Annotated in this window: 17 protein-coding genes and 2 pseudogenes; 13 read left to right on the forward strand and 6 right to left on the reverse strand. The window is 64.6% G+C overall.

Annotated features, from left to right (window positions below):
- Together ACYPYD_RS04640 and ACYPYD_RS04645 are read right to left on the reverse strand one after the other, a co-directional pair.
- Positions 1-918 (reverse strand): acetaldehyde dehydrogenase (acetylating) (locus ACYPYD_RS04640; protein ID WP_459662270.1); only part of this gene is annotated, 918 nt, incomplete at its 3' end.
- A 4-nt stretch (positions 919-922) separates the two neighbouring features.
- The gene (locus ACYPYD_RS04645; RefSeq protein WP_459662271.1) at positions 923-1708 is read right to left on the reverse strand and encodes a 2-keto-4-pentenoate hydratase; all 786 of its coding nucleotides are present in this window, start codon (positions 1706-1708) and stop codon (positions 923-925) included.
- A 129-nt stretch (positions 1709-1837) separates the two neighbouring features.
- Here ACYPYD_RS04645 and ACYPYD_RS04650 point away from each other — a divergent pair, with 129 nt between their 5' ends.
- Positions 1838-2635 carry an IclR family transcriptional regulator gene (locus tag ACYPYD_RS04650; protein ID WP_459662272.1) on the forward strand — a complete coding sequence of 266 codons (798 nt, stop codon included), beginning with the start codon at positions 1838-1840 and terminating at the stop codon, positions 2633-2635.
- Here ACYPYD_RS04650 and ACYPYD_RS04655 read toward each other — a convergent pair.
- Complete coding sequence (locus tag ACYPYD_RS04655; protein ID WP_459662273.1) at positions 2616-3629, reverse strand: AraC family transcriptional regulator; 1014 nt, start codon at positions 3627-3629, stop codon at positions 2616-2618. The two genes, ACYPYD_RS04650 and ACYPYD_RS04655, sit on opposite strands and share 20 nt — an antisense overlap.
- Positions 3630-3645: 16 nt before the next feature.
- Here ACYPYD_RS04655 and ACYPYD_RS04660 point away from each other — a divergent pair.
- The 4 genes and pseudogenes from ACYPYD_RS04660 to ACYPYD_RS04675 all read left to right on the forward strand — a co-directional run bounded on the left by ACYPYD_RS04660 (position 3646) and on the right by ACYPYD_RS04675 (position 6379).
- Positions 3646-4389 (forward strand): annotated as a pseudogene (locus ACYPYD_RS04660) (SDR family NAD(P)-dependent oxidoreductase).
- A 13-nt stretch (positions 4390-4402) separates the two neighbouring features.
- Positions 4403-4798: a VOC family protein gene (locus ACYPYD_RS04665; protein ID WP_459662274.1), complete on the forward strand. Its 396-nt coding sequence runs from the start codon at positions 4403-4405 to the stop codon at positions 4796-4798.
- Between the two features lies 1 nt (position 4799).
- Entirely contained in the window at positions 4800-5789 is a 990-nt protein-coding gene (locus ACYPYD_RS04670; RefSeq protein ID WP_459662275.1) for a saccharopine dehydrogenase family protein, read from the forward strand.
- Positions 5790-5809: 20 nt separating this feature from the next.
- A complete protein-coding gene (locus tag ACYPYD_RS04675) occupies positions 5810-6379 on the forward strand; it encodes a DNA-3-methyladenine glycosylase I (protein WP_008828503.1) in 570 nt (189 codons plus the stop codon).
- Here the strand turns inward: ACYPYD_RS04675 and ACYPYD_RS04680 are convergent.
- On the reverse strand, positions 6289-6717 hold the full coding sequence (locus ACYPYD_RS04680; RefSeq protein ID WP_459662276.1) for an SDR family NAD(P)-dependent oxidoreductase: 429 nt from the start codon (positions 6715-6717) through the stop codon (positions 6289-6291). The genes ACYPYD_RS04675 and ACYPYD_RS04680 overlap by 91 nt on opposite strands.
- Here ACYPYD_RS04680 and ACYPYD_RS04685 point away from each other — a divergent pair.
- From ACYPYD_RS04685 to ACYPYD_RS04720, 8 genes and pseudogenes are all read left to right on the forward strand, one after another.
- A complete protein-coding gene (locus ACYPYD_RS04685; RefSeq protein WP_459662277.1) occupies positions 6699-8300 on the forward strand; it encodes a SulP family inorganic anion transporter in 1602 nt (533 codons plus the stop codon). The two genes, ACYPYD_RS04680 and ACYPYD_RS04685, sit on opposite strands and share 19 nt — an antisense overlap.
- A 2-nt stretch (positions 8301-8302) precedes the next feature.
- Positions 8303-8932 carry a ParB-like protein gene (locus tag ACYPYD_RS04690; protein ID WP_459662278.1) on the forward strand — a complete coding sequence of 210 codons (630 nt, stop codon included), beginning with the start codon at positions 8303-8305 and terminating at the stop codon, positions 8930-8932.
- A 61-nt stretch (positions 8933-8993) separates the two neighbouring features.
- Positions 8994-9201 (forward strand): annotated as a pseudogene (locus tag ACYPYD_RS04695) (ArsR/SmtB family transcription factor); the annotation flags it as partial.
- Positions 9202-9453: 252 nt separating this feature from the next.
- On the forward strand, positions 9454-10125 hold the full coding sequence (locus tag ACYPYD_RS04700) for a TetR/AcrR family transcriptional regulator (RefSeq protein WP_051586784.1): 672 nt from the start codon (positions 9454-9456) through the stop codon (positions 10123-10125).
- 126 nt (positions 10126-10251) lie between these two features.
- Complete coding sequence (locus ACYPYD_RS04705) at positions 10252-12747, forward strand: TonB-dependent receptor (RefSeq protein WP_236727330.1); 2496 nt, start codon at positions 10252-10254, stop codon at positions 12745-12747.
- Positions 12748-12815: 68 nt separating this feature from the next.
- On the forward strand, positions 12816-13364 hold the full coding sequence (locus tag ACYPYD_RS04710; RefSeq protein WP_459662279.1) for a nuclear transport factor 2 family protein: 549 nt from the start codon (positions 12816-12818) through the stop codon (positions 13362-13364).
- A 16-nt stretch (positions 13365-13380) separates the two neighbouring features.
- Positions 13381-14133 (forward strand): SDR family NAD(P)-dependent oxidoreductase, encoded by a 753-nt coding sequence (locus ACYPYD_RS04715; RefSeq protein ID WP_008832105.1) that lies wholly within the window; start codon positions 13381-13383, stop codon positions 14131-14133.
- A complete protein-coding gene (locus ACYPYD_RS04720) occupies positions 14130-14468 on the forward strand; it encodes a hypothetical protein (protein ID WP_008832106.1) in 339 nt (112 codons plus the stop codon). Before ACYPYD_RS04715 ends, ACYPYD_RS04720 begins: the two co-directional genes overlap by 4 nt.
- A 535-nt stretch (positions 14469-15003) precedes the next feature.
- Here the strand turns inward: ACYPYD_RS04720 and ACYPYD_RS04725 are convergent.
- Both ACYPYD_RS04725 and ACYPYD_RS04730 read right to left on the reverse strand, forming a co-directional pair.
- Positions 15004-15555 (reverse strand): invasion associated locus B family protein, encoded by a 552-nt coding sequence (locus ACYPYD_RS04725; protein WP_155986215.1) that lies wholly within the window; start codon positions 15553-15555, stop codon positions 15004-15006.
- A 22-nt stretch (positions 15556-15577) separates the two neighbouring features.
- Entirely contained in the window at positions 15578-20002 is a 4425-nt protein-coding gene (locus tag ACYPYD_RS04730; RefSeq protein ID WP_459662280.1) for an autotransporter outer membrane beta-barrel domain-containing protein, read from the reverse strand.
- Between the last annotated feature and the right edge of the window lie 140 nt (positions 20003-20142).

Consider the following 20142-nt stretch of genomic DNA (forward strand, 5'->3'; position numbering starts at 1 on the left):
CCGCTCGGCCGTGCGCAGGGCCGCCGAGGTCATGATATCGAGGTTGCCGGCATAAGCGGGCAGGTAATGCGCCGCGCCCTCCACCTCGAGGAAGACGGAAACCTTGAGGCCGGTGAATTCGGTCCGGCCGGTCGATGCCATTTCGGGAATGCGCAAGGGGCGGTTGGAGCCGATGCTTTCGAACTGGACCGCTTGCTTCAGGCGGTATCCGGGGACGTATTCCTGGACCTGCGCGACCATGGCGGCGATGCTTTCGGCGATCGCTTCGCGGTCCGCGTCTTCACACAGGCACAGCACTGTGTCGCGCATGATGAGCGGCGGTTCCGCGGGGTTGAGCACGATGATCGCCTTGCCCCGCGTGGCGCCGCCGATCTCGACGATGGCGCGGCTGGTCGTCTCGGTGAATTCGTCGATGTTGGCGCGCGTGCCCGGACCTGCGCTTTTCGAGGCGATCGAGGCAACGATCTCGGCATAGTGCACAGGCGCTACGCGGTTGATGGCGTGGACGATCGGGATCGTCGCCTGTCCGCCGCAAGTCACCATGTTGACGTTGGCGGCATCGAGATGCGCCGCGCCGTTGACCGGCGGCACCACGAAAGGCCCTATCGCGGCGGGGGTGAGATCGACCACGCGCTTGCCGTGCCCGCGCAGAACGGCGTCGTGCCGCTCGTGCGCGCCTGCGGACGTGGCGTCGAAGACGATGCCGATCTCGTCGAAGCCGGGCAGGGCGAGCAGCCCGTCGATCCCCGCGCTGCTGGTGGCGATGCCCATGCCCTCGGCGCGTGCGAGGCCGTCCGAGGATGGATCGACGCCGATCATCGCGGCCACCTCGAGCGTCTTCGAGAGCCGCATGATCTTCATCATCAGGTCGGTGCCGATGTTCCCCGAACCGATGATCGCGACCTTGGTTCTGCTCATGGCGTCATTCTCCGCCGAAGCTGAAAGCGCATTCGCCGATCCCGCCGACCACGGCGCGCACCTGATCTCCCGGCGAGAGAGGCACCATCGGCCCCAGTGCGCCGGTAAGCAGTATGTCGCCTGCCTTGAGCGGATCGCCCCGTGCCGCCAGCGTGCGTGCCAGCCAGGCGGCCGCTTCGAGCGGATGGCCGAGGGCGGCAGCGCCAGCGCCGATCGATGCGATCGCGCCGTTCACCGTCATCACCATGCCGCAACTCCACAAGTCGCGCCCGGCGATCGGAACGCCTTCCTCTGCGATCACGAAGAAGGCGGACGATCCATTGTCCGCCACGGTATCGGCGAAGGTGATCTTCCAGTCGGCGATGCGGGAATCGACGATCTCGATCGCGGCGTGAACCGAGCCCGTCGCCGCGCCCACCTGCGCGGCGGTGGTCGTGTCGTCCGGCAGGTCGCGTGCCAGCACGAGCGCGATTTCGGCTTCGGCCTTCGGCTGGATCGTCCGGGAAGCCGCGAGGCGCCCGCCATCAGAGATACGCATGTCATCGAACAGGACGCCGAAATCCGGTTGATCGACGCCGAGCTGAACCTGCACGGCTTTTGCCGTTAGGCCCGCCTTCCTGCCGACGATGCGACGGCCCTGTGCCTGCCAGTGACGCGTGTTGATCTCCTGCACGGCATAGGCGCCCGCCGCATCCACCGGCTCAAGTCCATCTCGTAGCGGCGGTACGGCGCCCGCGACGTATGCGTCGCGCAGCCTTTTCGCCAGGCTCTCGTGCGGTGTTTCGGTCATTACCGATGGTCTCCCTCTCGCTTGCCGTCGAGCATAGATGCGCGGCATGACTTGCGCCAGTTGGCTAGCAGGTTTACTTCTCACAATATGAGAAATGGAATGCCACGCCTTTCATCTTTCGAGCGGGCAATGGACTTGCTGGAAGCGGTTCTGGTCGATGGCGGGCGCAGCCGCGCCTCATCGCTTGCGGGTGGTCTCAATGTGCCCGTGGCAACCATGCACCGGCATCTTGCCACGTTGCGTGACGCAGGGTTGCTGACGCCGGTTGGAGGCGGGCGTCATGTTGCCGGCCCGCGAATGCTCGCCTTCGCGGGCCGGATCAGCGTGCCGGAGGTGCTGTCCGGTATCTGCCGCCAATTGTTGCCCGACTTCGCGAGGCGACTGGGCTGTGTGGTTCAACTGGGCACTCTCGACGGCGATATGGTGACGTACCGCGTCAAGGCGGGCGGCGACTTGTTCACGAAAGTGGGGATGCAGCTGGAAGCCTATTGCTCCGCGATCGGCAAGGTCCTGCTGGCGCATCTGCCGGACGGGGAGCAGGCCCGCTATCTGGAGGCCGGTCCGTTCGTTCAGTTGACTGCGCATACGATCACCGAGCCACGCGCGCTTGCGAAAGAGTTTGCTGCGGTGCGCCGGTTGGGTTTCGCCTGTGACCGTGAAGAGATCAGCGAAGGGCTGGCATGCATCGCCGTGCCGCTGCGGGATGCGAACGGCATGGTCGTCGCGGCGATTTCCGCCTCACGGTCGATCGGACCAGGCCATTCGGTGGACTTGGAAGCAGCGCTGCCGTTGCTGGAAGAGGCGCGAGGCGTGTTGGAGCAACGGGCCTTTGGCCGGTCGTTCAATGGTCGATTTATCATTCTCAGGTATAGCCGTGGCGTCCAAGCTCTTGATGTGGTGCCGCCAGCTACGGCCTCTTCGAATTGACCCTGCCCACAATCTGCAGCGTATCCTTCGATGGTGGCGTCCCGAAATAGCGGGCATACTCCCGGCTGAACTGGGTGGGGCTTTCGTAGCCTACGCCGAATGAAACCGAGGTCGCGTTTCCCTCTCCGGCGATCAGCAACGACCGGGCATGCAGCAACCGAATCCGCTTCTGATACTGAAGCGGACTAAGCGCCGTGACTGCCTTGAAGTGCCGGTGAAACGCGGAAACGCTGAGTGCCGCCATCGCGGCCAGGGCCTCGACTCTCAGCGGCCTTGTGAAATTCTCACGTATCCATTGGATGGCGATGCTGACGCGCGAGAGCGCGGTGCCAGGCGCAGCAATGTCACGCAGCATCCAGCCATGCGGTCCCTGGAGGACGCGGTAGAGGATTTCACGTTCATAGGCGGGAGCCAGAGCAGCGATATCGGCGGGGCGCTCCATCAGGCGCAGCATGCGCAGCCAGGCGTCGAGCAGTTCGTCCGTCACCGGCGCAATCGAAAAACCGGGGCTGTAGAGATCGCCTCCGGCAGGTTTGGGCAGGTCGGCCAGCAGGTTCGCAACGATCGTCGGCTCCAGCGTGAGGCTCACTGCCAGATAGGGCTCGCCGGTCTCGGCCGGGTGAACCGAGCCCACCGCCGGAAGGTCGATCGACATCACGAAGTAGGTGGCCGGATCGTAGCGCAGAGTGCGGTCTCCGACCGTCATCGTCTTCGATCCGGTGAGAATGAGGTTGATCATCGGATCGTAGACCGCCGCCAGTTGATGTTCGGGAATTTCGCCCTGCACCATCGCGACCCGAGGTATGCCTGTGTCGGTGCGCCGGTTCTCGGCATGCGCGGCCAGGCGGCGCAGTTCGGTGAGGTTCGCGTTCATGCGCATGACCATCTCACGCGCAGTGCACCCGGCCAAGCCAAAAGCAGAAATAGGCATGGATCGAAGAGGATCCGGTGAGCGCCGTCCGGCTCGTCGGCGTAGTTCAAGGCTCGACAACATCGCGAGGAACTACCCAATGAAAATCGTCATCATCACCGGCGGGAGCCGGGGCATCGGTGCCAGCGCCGCCCGCCTCTGCGCAAGGGAAGGCATGGGGGTGATCCTCACCTACAACAGCAACCCCGCCTGTGCCGAGGCCGTCGTGGCCGGGATCGAGGCGGATGGCGGCAAGGCGGCCGCACTGAAGCTCGACGTCGCTGACACCTCCGTGTTTCCCGCCTTCCGCGATGCCGTCGGTGCCGCGCTGAAGACCCACTGGGGCCGCGAGGATTTCGACGGCCTCGTCAACAACGCGGGTTACGGCGTCTTCAATCCGATCGCGACGGTCACGGAAGCGGAGTTCGACGGCCTGTTCGCCGTGCACCTCAAGGGACCGTTCTTCCTGACGCAGACGCTGCTGCCGCTCATGGCCAATGGCGGGCATATCGTGAATGTCGCCAGCGCCACAACCCGCGTCGCGACCGCCGGTGTCGCCCCTTAAGCCAGCTTCAAGGGCGGGCTCGAAGTGCTTACCCGCTACATGGCGAAGGAGTTCGGGCATCGCGGCATCCGTGCCAATTCCATCGCACCGGGCGCGATCCGCACCGATCTGGGCGGCGGTCTCGATGACGAGTTCGAGGCCATGCTGGCCGGGCAGACCGCGCTCGGCCGGGTCGGCGAACCGGACGACGTCGGCGGTGCCATCGCGGGGCTGTTTTCCGATCACAATCGTTGGGTCAATGCGCAGTCGATCGAAATCGCCGGCGGCTACATCATCTGAACGGGAGAGCCACATGCTCGATCACGTCTTCCTGTCGGTCAGCGATCTCGATCGCGCGGTCGCCTTCTACACCGCCGCACTGACGCCGCTGGGGATCACGCAGCGGGTCGATTACGATGGAAAGGACGGCCCTCCCGGGCATCCGGACCTCAAGGGGTTCGGCAAGGACAACCGGATGGCTTTCTGGTTGCGGCCGGGCACCGTCGAAGGCGGTGCCGCGCACGTCGGCTTCATCGCCGGTTCGCGGGCGGAGGTTGATGCCGCCTATGCCGCCGCCATCGCCGCGGGCGCGACCGACAATGGACCGCCCGGCCCCCGGCTCTATTACGATCCACGCTATTACGCCGCGAACGTGCTCGATCCGGACGGATACAGCCTCGAATTCACCTACAAGAACTGGCAGCACTGACATGACGAAACTGATCATCTACGGCGCGGCCGGGTACACCGGGCGCATGGTCTGCGCTAACGCGAAGGCGCACGGGCTGGACTTCGTGATCGCCGGACGAGTGAAGGACCAAGGCAGGCTCGAACTGCTCGCCGCGGAACTCGGCGCGGAGTACCGGCTGTTCGCGGCCGACGATCGCGCCGCTGCGCACGCGGCGATGGACGGGATCGGCGTGCTGGTGAACTGCGCCGGGCCTTTCATGCACACGGCTGAGCCGCTGATGCGTGCATGCCTGGCAGCCGGAGTCCACTATCTCGACATTGCGGCCGAGATGGACAGCTACCGGCTTGCCGAAACGCTGGATGCTGAGGCCCGGGCGAAGGGTATCATGCTGTTGCCCGGATGCGGCGGCAGCGTGGCAATGCTCGGATCGCTGGCCGGACACGCGGCGGAGCGGGTGGCCGCTCCCATCAAGGTCAGCATCGCGCTGCATGTCACCGGCGGCTTCTCGCGCGGGTCGGCGGTCAGCGCCAGCGAGAACGTGACGGCGCAGACGCTTCACCGCGTCGACGGTGCGCTGGTCGGCCGCAATGCGGGTGAGGTCCGCACCTTCGATTTCGGCAAGGGCCCGGCAACGGCCTTCCCGGTGACGCTGCCCGATCTCATCACGATCTGGCACTCCACGGGCATCCCGAACATCGAGACGTTCGTTCACGTGTCGGAGGGCGCCTTCCCGGAGGGCGATCTGGCGCAAATGCCGGATGGTCCCACGCTGGAACAGCGCGAAGCCAATCGCTACCATGCGGCAGTGGAAGTGACGGGTCGGGACGGGACCGTGGTTCGCTCGCTGCTCGATACCGTAAACGGCTATACCTTCACGACGATCGCGGCGGCGGAAGCGGCACGGCGGGTCATCGGCGGCGAGGCGCGGCCGGGCTTCCAGACCCCGGCCACGCTGTGCGGCAACGGCTTTGCAGAGACAATCGCCGATACGCGTATAGTCGATCAGTGACGCGACAGGAGGAGCCGACTATGGACGACAAGCAACGCTGCGGCTGGGCGGGATCGAACCCGCTTATGCAGCAGTACCACGATACCGAATGGGGCGTGCCCGAACGCGATTCCCGCATGCTCTGGGAGACGCTGATGCTGGAAGGTTTCCAGGCCGGACTTTCCTGGGAGATCATCCTGCGCAAGCGTGAGGCGTTCCGCGCAGCCTTCGCCGGGTTCGATCCTCAGAAGGTCGCCCGGTTCAACGGGCAGGATATCGAACGCCTCATGGGCGATCCCGGCATCGTCCGGGCACGAGCCAAGATCGAAGCGACGATCCGGGGCGCGCAAATCTACAACGAGATGCAGGATCGCGGCGAGGATTTCGCCGCCTATTGCTGGTCCTTTACTTCGGGCACGCCGATCGAGGGCAAGGTCACCGATGCGCAGACCGCGCTGTCGGCGATCCTCTCGAAGGACCTGAAGGCCCGAGGCTTCAAGTTCGTCGGGCCGACGATCGTTTACGCCTGGATGCAGGCCGTCGGCATCACCAACGACCACGTCCCCGCCTGCTTCCGCAAGGCGCAGATTTCAGGCCAGACCCGGCCCTGATGCTTCAGACACCGCGCGCACCCTTGGAGAAAATAGGCGAGTACATTGACATTGAACTGTTTGTGAAAGGTGTCTTGGGTCAGGCTATCGGCCATCTCGAACCGCGCGATGCCGGCATTGTTGACAACAATATCCAGCTTGCAGTGCTGCGCAATGACGCCATCGAAAGACGGGTAGAATGCTTCGGAACTGGCTGGCCCAGTGCAGTCATGCAGCAACCGATATTCGATCGCCAGGTTTGGGCAGGCCGTAATCCGCGCCGGCGATTGCCCCCCGGTGATGTCGGCATTACACCGAATAGCCGGGAGGAGGCAGCGCGATGCAGCAATCGATCGCACGGAACGTGGTGGCTGGGCTATCCGTGGCCGGCCTCGTCCTGCCCGAAGGGATTGCCTATGCCGGGATAGCGGGCCTGCCCCCCGGTCGCGCGCTGGCAGCCGGAATCGCCGGTGGGCTCGCCTATCTGGTCGTCGGGCGCAGCCGCTATGCCATCGTCTCGCCGACATCCTCCTCGGCCGCGATCCTTGCCGCCGCGCTGATCGGCCTGAATGCAAATGCTGCAGACAGGGGAATGATGGCGACGGCGCTCACGCTGATTGCGGGCGTTATATTCCTGGGCCTTGCGGCCTTTCGGGTCGGCGGGCTGTCCGACTTCATCTCCCGCCCCGTCCTGCGCGGCTTCACCTTCGGGCTGGCGATCACGATCATCATCAAGCAATTGCCCAACATCGCAGGCGTACGCGTTGATGGGGGTTCCATCCTCTCGGTGCTCGATGGCCTTGGGGCACAGGTCGGTAGCTGGCACTGGCCGAGCATCCTGATCGGAGTGGGCGCGCTGTGTGCTTTGCTCTTGCTGCGCCGCGCGCCGCGTATTCCTGCTGCCTTGCTAGTGATCCTTGCCGGGATCGCGCTGGGGCAAGCCATGGACCTGTCGGCATGGGGCGTGGCGGAGGCGGGACCGGTCGCGCTCGCCTTGTCGGATTTACGTCTGCCCGACGATTTTTCGACATGGGCGCGCCTGACCCAGTTGGCCGCTCCGATCGCGCTCATCCTTTTTGCCGAAAGTTGGGGCACCATCCGCGGCCTTGCATTGGCGCATGGCGACAGCGTGAACCCCAATCGGGAACTGGCCGGGCTCGGCCTTGCCAACAGCCTTTCTGCCCTGGCGCACGGCATGCCGGTGGGCGCGGGCTTTTCCGCCGGCAATGCCAATGCGAGTGCCGGCGCGACCGGCCGCATGGCTGCTTTGACGGCCAGCCTGGCGCTTCTGGCCCTCGCTCTGTTCGCGACGCCGCTCATCGCCCATATTCCGGAGCCGGTTCTCGCCGCCGTGGTGATCGGCGCGCTGACCCATGCTCTCTCGCCCGCGCCGCTGCTCTGGCTGTTCCACCTCCAGCGGGACCAGTGGGTGGCAGTGACGGCAACACTGGGCGTGCTGGCACTCGGCGTACTCAACGGCATGCTGGCGGCCATCGCGTTGTCGATCGTCGAACTGCTCTATCGTCTGTCGCATCCGTCCTTCAGCGAACTGGGGCGGGTGGGTGATGGCCATGACTTCGTCGATCGCCAGCGCCATCCCGACACATCAGCGCTGCCGGGCATCATAATCGTCCGGCCCAACGCTCCGCTGATCTTCGCCAATGCCGAGAGCGTACTGCGGGCCATGGCCGACAGAGCGCGGCAGAGGAAGCCTGGCACATTGATCCTGAGCCTGGAGGAGAGCGACGATCTCGACAGCACGGCCGTAGAGGCGCTGGGCGAGTTTGCCACGGCCTTGCGGACGATAAACTGTCGGCTCATCCTGGCCCGCGCGCATGACCGGGTGCGCGGAATATTGCGTGCGAGCGGACAGGATGAACTGGCATCCACCGGCACCTATAGCGTTGCGGACGCCGCCGATTTGGCGTTGAAGGAGAACTGACGATGGCGATCGCGACCCTCATCCAGCCGATACTGGACCCGGTGAAGATCAGCGACCTGCGCCCTACCCAGATGACAGTCGGCATGCGCGAGGTGGAGCGCAAGGCGCGAGCTTGGCGTGAGCGGCCGCACGACGAAGCCGGGCGCTATCTGGGCGAGCGCATGATCCCGGCGGTGATTGGCCCCGAAAAGCGGCCGTGGATCGTCGATCATCATCATCTTGCGCTGGCGCTGCATCTGGAGGGCGTGGAAATGGTGCTGATCTCCATCCTCGCCCGGCTCGATCATCTGCCAAAGAAACGCTTTTTCGCTTTCATGGACGCGCATAACTGGCTGCATTCTTATGATGAGGAAGGGCGCCCTTGCCCATGGAAGGATATTCCGCACCATGTCGGGGGGCTGATCGATGATCCCTATCGCTCCCTGGCCGGCGACGTGCGAGAGGCAGGCGGCTTCGCCAAGACGCAGACGCCCTATTCGGAATTTCTCTGGGCGGACTATTTTCGCGATCACATCCGCAAGAAGGCGCTGGACAGCGAATATCCAGAGGCGGTCGCACACGCGCTGATCCTCGCGCGTGAACGGGATGCCCAGCATCTGCCCGGGTGGGCCGGGCAAAGCCCGATCCGTTGAACTGCCAGTTAGAGCGGTTTTCGATCCGGTTACACGGGATCAATCGCTCTAAGGCTGCGCACTGGTCGAGTCATCCGGGCGGGCCCAGAGCACGTTCTCGACGCACCTCGCCGTGATGGTGAAGGCAGGGCTGGTGTTCTCCGAGAAACGTGGCTGGCAGCAGATTCAGCGCGCCAACTTCGACGCGCCGCGCGAACTGAATGGTGTGTCTGGCCAAGAATTGCTGCCAGGGGCGCGCCGAACTGTGCGAGCCGCTTCCGGCCGAATTACCTGCTGCTGAAGAGGCAACGATGATCGATATCGTGATCTACCATAACCCGCTTTGCCGGACCTATCGTAGTGCTATGCCTGCGCTGCCAATCCCTTGCCCCTCTTCTTCAGAGGAGAGAAGTGTGTCCGCGATGAAGGCGTAACCTGCCCGGCACGGTGAGTGCCCGGGCCCGACGATGTGGTATGCCGCACGGCTCGATGGCGGTCACTCGATGGTGACGTTCTTGCGTTTACGACTTAAACGTCATGTGATGGACGCAATATCGGATGGTCAGACAATCGGGCGCAGACTCACGCCGCGCCAGCGCGAGCGGCGCGAGCGGGTGCGGGCTGCGACCTTCGCACTGCTGGCCCGGCACGGCGGCGAGGCGCTTTCGATGCGGCTCATTGCCGAGGCCGCCGGGGTGGCCGAACGGACGCTGTTCAATATCTACGGCTCGAAGGACCGCCTGTTCGCCGCCACCGTGCGCGAGCGCAGCGAGGAGACGATCGCCCATGCCGCCTCCGTGCACGGCGGCGGGGACGGCATGGCGTTCTTTCGCGAACTGCCCGCACGCCTCGCCGAAAAGACTTTCGAGGCGCCCGAACTTGCCCGCGCTCTCGCTCCCATCCTCATCGAGCACGCCGACCTTGTCGGCCTGCCCGACGTCTACGAGCGCTTCGCGGGCGGCGCGCTGCGGGCGATGGCCGAAGCGGGGGTGCTGGCGCTTGAGGACGTCGGCCTGGTTTCGCGCCTGGTTTGCATGCGCATGGTCGCGACGATCCTGCTGTGGGCCAAGAACGAGATCGCCGACGCCGCGCTGGAAGCGCACCTGCGTCTGGCGATCTGCCAGATCGTCCTGCCTTACGCCGAGGGCAAGCTGGGCGCGCAACTGCGCGACGAAGCCCGTGCTCTCACCCGTGCCCTCGGCGGCGGTGCCTAGCACTAATTGCAGTCAGCTGCATTTTTTAACTGAGGTACTCTGCCGGCAGTCTCAGCATAGAGGCAACCGGGAGGGCGAACAGGTCATAACAGGCCCTTCTCCGGTCAAAGGGGAAAGGAGCTTTTCATGTCTGGAACGGCAGGACCGTCTGCACGCGCCGCGCTTATGGCCGGGGTATTCGCATCGGCATTCACATTCGCATCCGCATCCGCCGGTGCCCAAGAGGCAGCGACGACCACAGCCGGCGCGACGCCGCCTGCAGCCACTCCCGAAGCCGCTTCCGCAATCGGCCCGCAGCATGCCGAAGGCGGCCTGAACGACATCGTCGTGACTGCGCGCCGCCGTGCGGAAAGCCTGCAGGACGTGCCTGTCGCCGTCACCGCGCTCAGCGCCGAGACGCTCGAACGCTACGACATGACCAGCCTGGAGAAGATCTCCACGCAGACGCCGCAGTTCACGATCGGCCGCTCCTCGAACGGTTCGGGCGCGCAGCTTACCTTGCGCGGTATCGGTTCGTCTTCGACCTCGATCGGCATCGAGCAGTCGGTCGCGGTGGTGGTGGACGGCGTCTACTACGGCCAGGGCCGCGTCATCAATGAAGGCTTTCTCGATCTCGACGGCGTCGAGGTGCTCAAGGGCCCGCAGTCGCTGTTCTTCGGCAAGAACGCTACGGCGGGGGTGATCTCTCTGCGTACCGCCGATCCGACTTCGACCCCCGAATTCAAGGCCAAGCTCGGCTACGAGTTCCGCGCCAAGGAACTGGTCGGCGAATTCGTCGGCTCCGGCCCGCTGACCGACACGTTGGGATTACGCGTCGCGGTGCGTGCCTCGAACATGTGGGGCGGCTATTTCAGGAATGCCGGGGTCGACAAGACCTACAACACCACCGACATCGCCACCGGCGTCACCACCTCGCACTTCGCGCCTGCCTATGACGGCGACAATCCCGGCAACAAGGAACTGCTGGGCCGCGTCACGCTGGTCTGGGACCCGGGCAACGACTTCAAATTCACCGTCAAGGCCAACGGCTCGACCTCGAAGAACAACAACAACTCGTGGAACTACGTACCCTTCGGCTGCGTCGGCGGCACTTATGAAACCAATCCCTTGATCAAGTGCGAGAAGAAATTCCAGGTCTACCAGAACTACTTCCCCGAGGACCTCGCGGGCACCAACCCATGGTCGCGCGATGACGGCGCGCTCTACAACAAGTACAGCAGCTGGGCGGTCACCGGCACGGCGGAGTATGCGCTGAAGGACGTCGACATCACCTGGGTCAACAACTTCAACCGCAACACCAACCAGTGGGCCTGCGATTGCACCTTCGTGTCGAGCAGCAGCGCCGCCGCCCCATCGACCGAGCGGTCGTTGTTCCACGCCTTCTCCAGCGAACTGCGCGCGCAGACCAAGTTCGACGGGCCGATCAACCTGCTTGCCGGTGCCTATTACCAGAAGACCCACCGCAACCACCGCCAGACCGGCTCGTTCGGCAACGTTTCGGATTCGACCGCGCCGGCCGAGTATGAATACCTCGGCTATTTCAAGCATTCCGAGACTCACGGCGAGACGTTGTCGGCCTATGGTCAGGCGACCTGGAAGATTCTGTCCAACCTCGAAGCCGCAGCGGGCGTGCGCTACATTCACGAGACCAAGGACAGCTACCTTGTCCAGCCGTACGTGAATGCCGCGCTGCAGTTCCTGTTCCCGGAAAACAAGACGATCGCGGCCGACCAGACCTTCAACAACTGGTCGCCCGAAGCCACCCTGACCTGGAAGCCGACCGACGACGTGACTGTCTACGGCGCGTACAAGACCGCTTACAAGTCGGGCGGGTTCTCCAACTCCGGCTTCGTCAGCGCCGGGACCGTGCCCAGCGACGTCGCCTTCAAACCGGAAAAGGCGCGCGGTTTCGAAGTCGGCATCAAGACCAAGCTGGTCGACAACCAGCTGCGCCTGAACTTCGACGTCTACAGCTACAAGTACACCGACCTGCAGGTGGACTTCTTCAACCCCGCCACGTTCGCGTTCATCACCACCAACGCAGGCGCCGCGCGCACCAGGGGCGCGGAGCTGGAATTCGAGTTCGCGCCTTATGCGGTGCCGGGCCTGAACCTGCACGGCTCGATCAACTACAACAAGGCGCGTTACCTCGAATACATCGCCCCGTGCTATGGCGGGCAGACGGCGGCGCAGGGCTGTAACACCGTGTTCCAGCCCAATCCGGACTCGCCCGCCGCCCCCGGCCAGGACCTGAGCGGCGCGCCCACCGCCGTCGCGCCGCGCTGGACCGGCTCGTTCGGCATCGGCTACGAGACCGACATCGGCACCGGCACAAAGCTGGGCGCGACGATCGACACGCGCTATTCCAGTTCCTACCTCGCCTCCAGCTTCGCGCATCCGCTTTCGGGCCAGGCCAAGTACCTGACAGTGGACGGCACCATCCGCGTCAAGTTCGACGACGAGCGCTTCGAACTGGCCCTGATCGGCAAGAACTTGACGAACCAGTTCATCGTCGGCGGCGCCATCGACGGTCCCAACACCGGCACCACGCGCATCGCCGACCAGATCGGCTTCGTGAACCTTCCGCGCACCGTGCAACTGCAGGCCAGCGTACGGTTCTGAACGGCAGGGCGTAATCGTGAAACCCGGCGCCCGGCTCAGACCCGGGCGCCGGGGGAGAGGACAGCATCATGACCGATACCGACAGCAGGCTCGCCGCGCTCATCGCCAAGGACGACATACGCGACCTCGCCATGCGCTACATGCGCGGGCAGGACCGCCTCGACCACGCGCTGCAGCTGGGTACGTTCTGGCCGGATTCGACCACCGATTACGGCATCTTCGCAGGAAGCGGCCCGGACTTCGTGGACTTCGCGCAAGGCCTGCTGACAGAGCATCTCGCCAACCAGCACATCATCGGCCAGCACCATATTCAATTCGACGAGGCCGACCCGAACCGCGCCTTTGGCGAAGTCTACTACTATGCCTTCCACCGCATCCTTGATGATGGGGTGGCGACCGACCTCATCATCAGCGGTCGCTATCTCGACCGCTACGAACGGCGCGATACCCCCTCCGGCCCGGAATGGCGCTTCGCCCATCGCAGCGAATTCGTCGACTGGGCGCGCAAGGACATCGCCGCCGACGGCATACTGTCCACCGATCTCGCCACCTGCCTGCTCGGCCGCCACGATACTCAGGACCGTTCCTACGATTGCGACTGGCTGAAAAACGCCTGACCCGGAGAAGACCTTCATGACCAGCAAGACCATTATCGTCACCGGCGCCGCATCGGCCGGCGGCCTCGGCTTCGCCACCGCCCGCCTGCTCGCGCGGCAGGGCCATGCCGTCACCCTCACCGACCTCGACGGCGATGCCGCCGCCGTCCGCGCCGAGGAACTGCGCGCCGAGGGCCTGACTGCCACCGGCCTCGCGCAGGACGTCACCGACGAGGCGGGCTGGGCCGCGCTGATCGCGCAGGTCAGCGGCGAGACCGGCCGCATCGACGGCCTCGTCAACAATGCCGGCATCGCCGTGCTCAAGTGGACCGCCGACCTCGACTCCGCCGCCTGGGACCGCCAGATCGACGTCAACCTCAAGAGCGTCTACCTCGGCTGCCGCGCGGTGCTGCCGGTGATGGAGGCGCAGGGATCGGGCTCGATCGTCAACCTCTCGTCGATCGCGGGCCTCGTCGGCGTTGCCGGCGCCTCGGCCTATGCGGCCAGCAAAGGCGGCGTGCGGCTCTATTCCAAGGCGCTGGCGCTGGAAGTGGCGGCCAAGGGCATCCGCGTGAACTCGGTCCACCCCGGCGTGATCTGGACCGAGATGCAGAAGGTCGCGATCGAGGACAACCCCGACCAGTACGACGCCATCAACGCGGCGATCCCGATGAAGCGCATGGGCGAGCCCGACGACATCGGCGAGATGATCGCGTTTCTTATTTCGGACCGCGCCAAGTACGTGACCGGAGGCGAGTTCGTCGTCGACGGCGGGTTGACGGCGCAGTGATTGCGGCGGGCCTTACGGCGCGAGCGATCGCGCTGTTCGTGGTGGTCGTGGTCGGTCAGATCGGCGGGAGCGTGCTGCTGGCGCGCACCGCCGGGTTTACCTCGCCCGGCTGGTCGCTGCTTTGCGCGGCGGTCTACGTTGTCTCGCTCTACTGCCTGGCGCTGCTACTGCACGAGGGCGCCGCGCTCAGCCTGTTGATGCCGCTGATGGCGGCCGTGGTACCGATGGGTGCGATCCTGCTCGCGGTGGTGTGGCTGGGCGAAGGTGCCTCATGGGCGCGGCTCGGGCTGCTGACGCTTTCCTGCGCGGTGGTGGCGTTGGCTAGCCGGGTCTGAGGAACGAGGGCGACATCTCGACAGGCAGCCTCTCATTCGTCATCCGGCGTTCCTTGATCCGGCGATCGACGGCAAATCGCGCGGTTGCGATGTCGTCGAGATGAGGGGCGGTGCTCCCATGCGTGGGGAAGGGGGCTCGATTCGAACTGATGGGAGATGCCCTGATCGGTTTGCAAGCGGTCGCGGTAGCGGCGATGATCAGGAAGACCTGGAACCTGGCGGTAGGAGCGCGCCGGAATGATGGGCAGATACGGTGCCTTGCAGGTTCTCACCCAACCCGCCGGCATCATGGCGTTCGTCGGCCGGCAGGGCCGTAGAGGCTTGGGCTTCGGGATCGCCGTCAGATCGGCGCGAGAGCCTTAGTTGAAACCTTCGCTTCCGGTGGGGATGAAGCCGCGACGCACGCCTCGATTTGCCACGGCAGGCGTCGATTTTCTCGTGGGCCTATGCTGCGATCGTTCGAAAGACTGCCTGAAAATGTCTTTTGTCTCGGCAGTTGGCGCATGGTGCCGAAAAACCTTACCGAAGATATGAGTTAGCGGCTTGTGCCGGCAAGTACCCCCGCTCTGTCGAGCGCTTGACCAAGTCCTTTGAGGGAAACCGGCAGGTCGATCCTACGCCCATCTCCCGCGGTTACGAACGAGATGCGTAACAACGTCTCCTTGCGCAAGGAACGGACGGCTTCCTTGCCGAATTGCAGCGGGACCACGCAGCCGGAGGGCAGGCAGGTCTTGAACGGCAATGGCGGGCCGGATGTGTTCAGTTTGAGAACGAGGCCGCTAGCCAAATCCACCCCGAAGGGCGTTAGCAGGGTGCCCACTGCCCCATCCGGCACGGCGACCAGTTCCATCGCGAGCACGCGCTGCATTTCATGGCCGGAAGTCGCCGTGGTCGCCTGTCGTTGCACCGCCGAGCATTTGGTGGCCTTGCCCGCCACGGCGCAGACGACCTCCCAGTCTCCATGGCGCTCATGTGGCGGGGCAGCGGATGGTTCCGCGGCAACGGCCATGTCGCCGGTGAGAAACAGCGCTGCTACGATGGCCAGAACAGGCCACCGGCAAGCATGGCCACCGCGCTCAACCGTCACGGACAAGGCCCTTCGTGCATCGTCAGAAGCGCCACGTCAGGTTACCTTTCACGCCGTGGTCCTGCACATTGCGCCCGATCTGGCCCGAATAGGATGCCCCGATGCTGACGCCAGCCCCCAGGCCCGCTTCGATCCCGGCCTGAAGGACGGCTGCATTCCGAGCGATCGGTGTGCCTGATATCCCGAAGACCTGCGAGCCCGCATCGAAGCGCAGATCGGTGAACGGTGTACGGTTGCCGAAGGCGTGCCTCCACCCGGTCGACCAGAACGCATGCAGCGCGCCTTCTCTCGCCAGATCGAGGTCGCCGCGCAAGCCCAGGCTCGAAAAGGTCACTTCGGTATTTTTCGATTCCCCGATCAGCGCCGCATCGCCGCCATTTTCGGCGAACCCATCGGTATGAAGACGCACGTGACTGATCTGGGCAAATGGTTCGAAGTGCCCATGATTGACCTCTATTCGATAGCCCGCTTCTCCGAAGACTTGCGCGCTGTTGCCCTTGTATCGCGAGGAGAGTGCATCGGCGAAGCCGGTGAACCCGACCGCGCGATCGACATCGAGCTTGTGCCAGGTATAAGCCGCGCCGACCTGCAGGTTGAGGGGGGCAAGGCCGGTCCCCGCATAGACGCCCAGGTGGTAATTGTCGCTATGGCCGGTATCGCGGTGCCCGGCAGTGTTGAATTTCGAGCGGCTGTAGCCGCCCAATACGCCCGCCCTTGCGACATCGCCGATAGGCAGATCGACACCGACCAGCAAGCCCCGGGCCGAACGGTGCAGGACCCCGGCATTGCCATTGCCCGCGAGGGAACCCCACGAGCCGTAGCCATGTCCCCACAGCGACACGCCGGGCCGCTCTGTCTCCCGGCCATCGGTGCCTGACCGCAGGTGCATCGACACCGCATCGCGCAGATACTGGCTGTCCTGGATCAGCGCGCTCTTGGCGGAAGAGTGGATTTCGCCTGACAGTTGCCCGAACGCGCCGCGCGCCTCTTCGAAGGTCTGGAGATAGCCCAGGGCGTTGCGCAGGCCCACGGCCGGGTCGAGTGCATCCAGCGCGCCGGCGACGCTGCGCTCGTTGGGGGTGATCGCGGCAGAGACGAAGCTGCTGGTCTGGGCCACATCGAGGTAGACGTTGCTGGCGTCGTACCCGACGGTAAGATCGTAAAAGGCCGATACCGCCGTATCGCCGGTCAGCGTGTAAGTGCCCGTCACGCCTTGAGCCGCCGTCAGCACCGTGTAGCGCCGGCCAAGCACATAGGGCGTTGCGGTGTCGGTCTTGGTCACCTCCAGTGTCGCGCCGCTCCCGATTGCCGCAAAGCCCGTGGCGGTGATCCTGTCGGAAAGCGGTCCATCCACGGCGACCTGAACCGCATAGATCGACCCGGATTGCTGCGTGACGTTGTCATCCACGGCCAATGTCCCGATCGCGCCATTGCCCGGGGCGATCGTCGAACCCGGTGCGGCGACGATGCCGCCCACGGTTCCGGTGCCCGATATGCGTGTGCCGCTGGCCAGGGAGACCGACGATGCCGCGAGCGAACCGGTGATCCGCAATTCGCCCTCAGCCAGAATGGTGGCGCTGGACAGGCCGCTCGTACCCGTCAGGGACAGCATGCCCGCACCCTGCTTTGTGAAGGTGCCGTTGCCGTTGATCGCGTTTGCGAAAGTGGCGTCAGTGCCCTGGGTCACGACCAGTGCGGCGTTGTCGAGGATCGCACCGCTGCCGAAGCCGGTCGCCGACCCGACGAGCGTGCCGTCCGAGATCGTCGTGCCGCCGGAATACGTGTTGACGCCGGAAAGCGTCGTCGTGCCCGCACCGGCCTGCACGACTGCGCCGGTGCCTGAAATCGTCCCGGAGAACGTCACGGCGTCAGCGCGGTCGAACGCCAGGGCTGCGTTGTTCAGGACGTTGCCGATGATGGCGCCGCTGGTCCCGCCATCGCCAAGCTGCAGCGTGCCGTCGGAAATGGTGGTGCCGGCGGAATATGTGTTGTTGCCCGTGAAAATCAGCGTGCCACCGCCAGTCTTGACGACGTCGCCCGGCTGTGTGCCGTCTGAAATCGTTCCTGCGACGGTTGCCGTCACGCCGGTGGGTACGAAGATCGTCGGATCGCCGCTGACGGTGATATCGTTGCCGATGACCATGCCGCTCTGGACGAGGTTGATGGCGGTGAATTCGCTCATCGCCAGCGCGCCCGTGCCGAGCGCGTCGTTGTTCCCCAGCGAAAGTGTGCCGGTCAGCAGTGCCGTGCCGCCCGAATACGTGCTACTTCCATTCAGGGCGTAGCCCTGTCCGGCCGAGAGTATCAGTCCGCCCGTACCGCTGATCGATCCCGCATAATTGCCGCCGGCCTGTGTGAGCGTCAGGGTGTTGTCTCCCAGGGCGATGGCACCAGCGCCGGTTACCGTGTCGAGATCGCGATCGCCGTCCGCTGCGCTGATGTCGAACGTGCCCGTCGCGCCGATCGCAACCGACGAGACGATGTCACCGGCATCTGCCAGCACCAGCGCGCCGGCATCGATCGTGGTCCCGCCGGTGTAGGTATTCGCTGCGGTGAGGGTGACGCCGCCGTTCCCGGTCTTTATCAGACCGGCCGTACCCGACAGCACGCCGTTGATCATGCCGGTCCGGGCATCGATAGTGCTGCTCACGTTGGCGGCCACGGTTCGCGTCAGCGTTCCGCCCGCAATGGTATAAGTATCGAGTACCAAGGTCCCGTTCAGGATCGTGGCCGCGCCCTGCATCAGCGATACTTGCGTCTGGCTCGTTCCGCCGAGGTCGAGCGTGCCGCCGTGGATGACCGTCGAACCGCTGGCCGAACCGAGGGTGCCCGCGCCGGCCAACACCAACGATCCGTCATCGATGACGGTATCGCCGGTATAGCTGTTGGCACCCTTGAGGATCACGCCGCCGGAGCCGGTCTTTATCAACCCAGCCGTGCCGGACAGCGCGCCATCGACGCTCCCGGACCGGAGGTCTAGCATATCGTCGGCATCGATGGCCGCATTGCCTGCGAGGGTTCCGCCTGTCAGCGTATAGGTGCCGACCGAGAGCGTACCGTTCTGGACGGTACCGCCGCCCTGCGTGAGCGTTGCCTGGCTCTGACTGCCCGCGCCCAGGTCCAGGGTGCCGCCATTGATCGTTGTCGTACCGTCGCCGGAGCCCAAAGTCCCGGCACCTGCCAGCGCCAGTGTACCGCCGTTGACGACGGTGCCGCCGGTGTAACTGTTCGCTCCACCGAGCGTGACAGTGCCGTTGCCGGATTTGGTCAACGTGCCCGAGCCGCTCAGTGCGCCATCGATCGCCCCCGCCTGTGCATCGATTGCCGTGCCTGCATCCACGGAGGCATCGCTGGCGAGGATTCCGCCCGCAAGCGTGTAGGTATCGACCGATAGCGTACCGTTGCGGATCGTTCCGCCGCCCTGTGTGAGCGACGCCTGGATCTGCTGCGTATCGCCGAGGTCCAGGGTTCCGCCATTCACGATCGTCGATGCCGTATCCGCGCCGAGCGTGCCGTTGCCCGCCAGAGCCAAAGTGCCGGATTCGAGCGTCGTGGTGCCGGTGTACCCGCTTGCACCGGTGAGCGTCACCTGGCCGCCGGATCCCGAATCGATGTAAGTGATGACGCCCGGCGTGCCGGCCGTGCCATCCGAAAATCCACCGGACAGCACGGTCGTGTTGCCGTTCATATCGATGGTGTTGGTGTTCGTATCGTCCAGCGCGAAGCTGTTGGGATAGGTCTGCCCGTTCTGGTCGATCAGCAAGGTGCCGCCTGCGAAGGTCGGGTTTACCGAGGTTCCAAGGTTGCTCGAACCGTAGTTCGGACTTGCGGTGTCGATGTCGTTGGCTTGTCCCGGCACCGTCACGCCGCCGTCCGAGGTCACCGTAAAAGTCCCGGACGAGATCGCGTTCCCGGCCGGCGTCCACACCTGGGAAAGGCCGCTCGTGCTGGCGTAAGCGAACGTGTAGGTCCCCGCGGTGATGTCAGAGAAGGTCGCGGCCTGGAAATTGTAGACGCCGTTGTTCGCGCTGTCGGATGCTACCAGCGAATTCCCGTCCGGGCTGATGTAGAAGAAGTTCTGCCCTGCCGTCAGGCCTGCGGGCAACGTGCCGTTGGGGACGTTGCTCAGCAGGATCGAGAATGCCTGCGTGCCGACTGCGGAACTGTCCGCGCGATTGAGCTGTACGGCGCCCTCCGCCGAAACGGAGCCGCCGTGCCAGCTACCGTAGATGATCTGGACATCGAACAATCCCGCGGCCGAGCCGTCGGACACGAGATAGCCCAAGGCATCGGTATGCGCGCTGGCCATGCCCGCGCCCACGACAAGGCCCGCCGAGGCAATCGTGACCATTGCAGACCGTGTACCGACGAGAAACGTCAGCGATGCCGCGCTCTGAAGAAGACGCTCGCGTCCGATCTTGGCGAAGTGCCGTTTCCGGATTGCCATCCGATGTGCCCCTTTTTTCTGTGATTAGCTTGATCGAACTTGCGGCTAGGGGAGATGGGAAAGTCCGTCGCACGCACAAGCGGCTTTAGATGCTCACAGAAATTTCGAGCAATAACAGTTTGATCCGTTATGGAGAGTTA

Source organism: Novosphingobium sp. 11B (genome assembly GCF_054589055.1).

Excerpts from the sequence above, each read along its gene's own strand:
- ACYPYD_RS04670 (WP_459662275.1), top strand. The coding sequence starts at position 4,800 with ATGACGAAACTGATCATCTACGGCGCGGCCGGGTACACCGGGCGCATG.
- ACYPYD_RS04700 (WP_051586784.1), top strand. The coding sequence starts at position 9,454 with ATGGACGCAATATCGGATGGTCAGACAATCGGGCGCAGACTCACGCCG.
- ACYPYD_RS04710 (WP_459662279.1), top strand. The coding sequence starts at position 12,816 with ATGACCGATACCGACAGCAGGCTCGCCGCGCTCATCGCCAAGGACGAC.
- ACYPYD_RS04730 (WP_459662280.1), bottom strand. The coding sequence starts at position 20,002 with ATGGCAATCCGGAAACGGCACTTCGCCAAGATCGGACGCGAGCGTCTT.
- ACYPYD_RS04650 (WP_459662272.1), top strand. The coding sequence starts at position 1,838 with ATGGACTTGCTGGAAGCGGTTCTGGTCGATGGCGGGCGCAGCCGCGCC.
- ACYPYD_RS04685 (WP_459662277.1), top strand. The coding sequence starts at position 6,699 with ATGCAGCAATCGATCGCACGGAACGTGGTGGCTGGGCTATCCGTGGCC.
- ACYPYD_RS04690 (WP_459662278.1), top strand. The coding sequence starts at position 8,303 with ATGGCGATCGCGACCCTCATCCAGCCGATACTGGACCCGGTGAAGATC.
- ACYPYD_RS04665 (WP_459662274.1), top strand. The coding sequence starts at position 4,403 with ATGCTCGATCACGTCTTCCTGTCGGTCAGCGATCTCGATCGCGCGGTC.
- ACYPYD_RS04715 (WP_008832105.1), top strand. The coding sequence starts at position 13,381 with ATGACCAGCAAGACCATTATCGTCACCGGCGCCGCATCGGCCGGCGGC.
- ACYPYD_RS04655 (WP_459662273.1), bottom strand. The coding sequence starts at position 3,629 with ATGTTGTCGAGCCTTGAACTACGCCGACGAGCCGGACGGCGCTCACCG.
- ACYPYD_RS04705 (WP_236727330.1), top strand. The coding sequence starts at position 10,252 with ATGTCTGGAACGGCAGGACCGTCTGCACGCGCCGCGCTTATGGCCGGG.
- ACYPYD_RS04645 (WP_459662271.1), bottom strand. The coding sequence starts at position 1,708 with ATGACCGAAACACCGCACGAGAGCCTGGCGAAAAGGCTGCGCGACGCA.
- ACYPYD_RS04675 (WP_008828503.1), top strand. The coding sequence starts at position 5,810 with ATGGACGACAAGCAACGCTGCGGCTGGGCGGGATCGAACCCGCTTATG.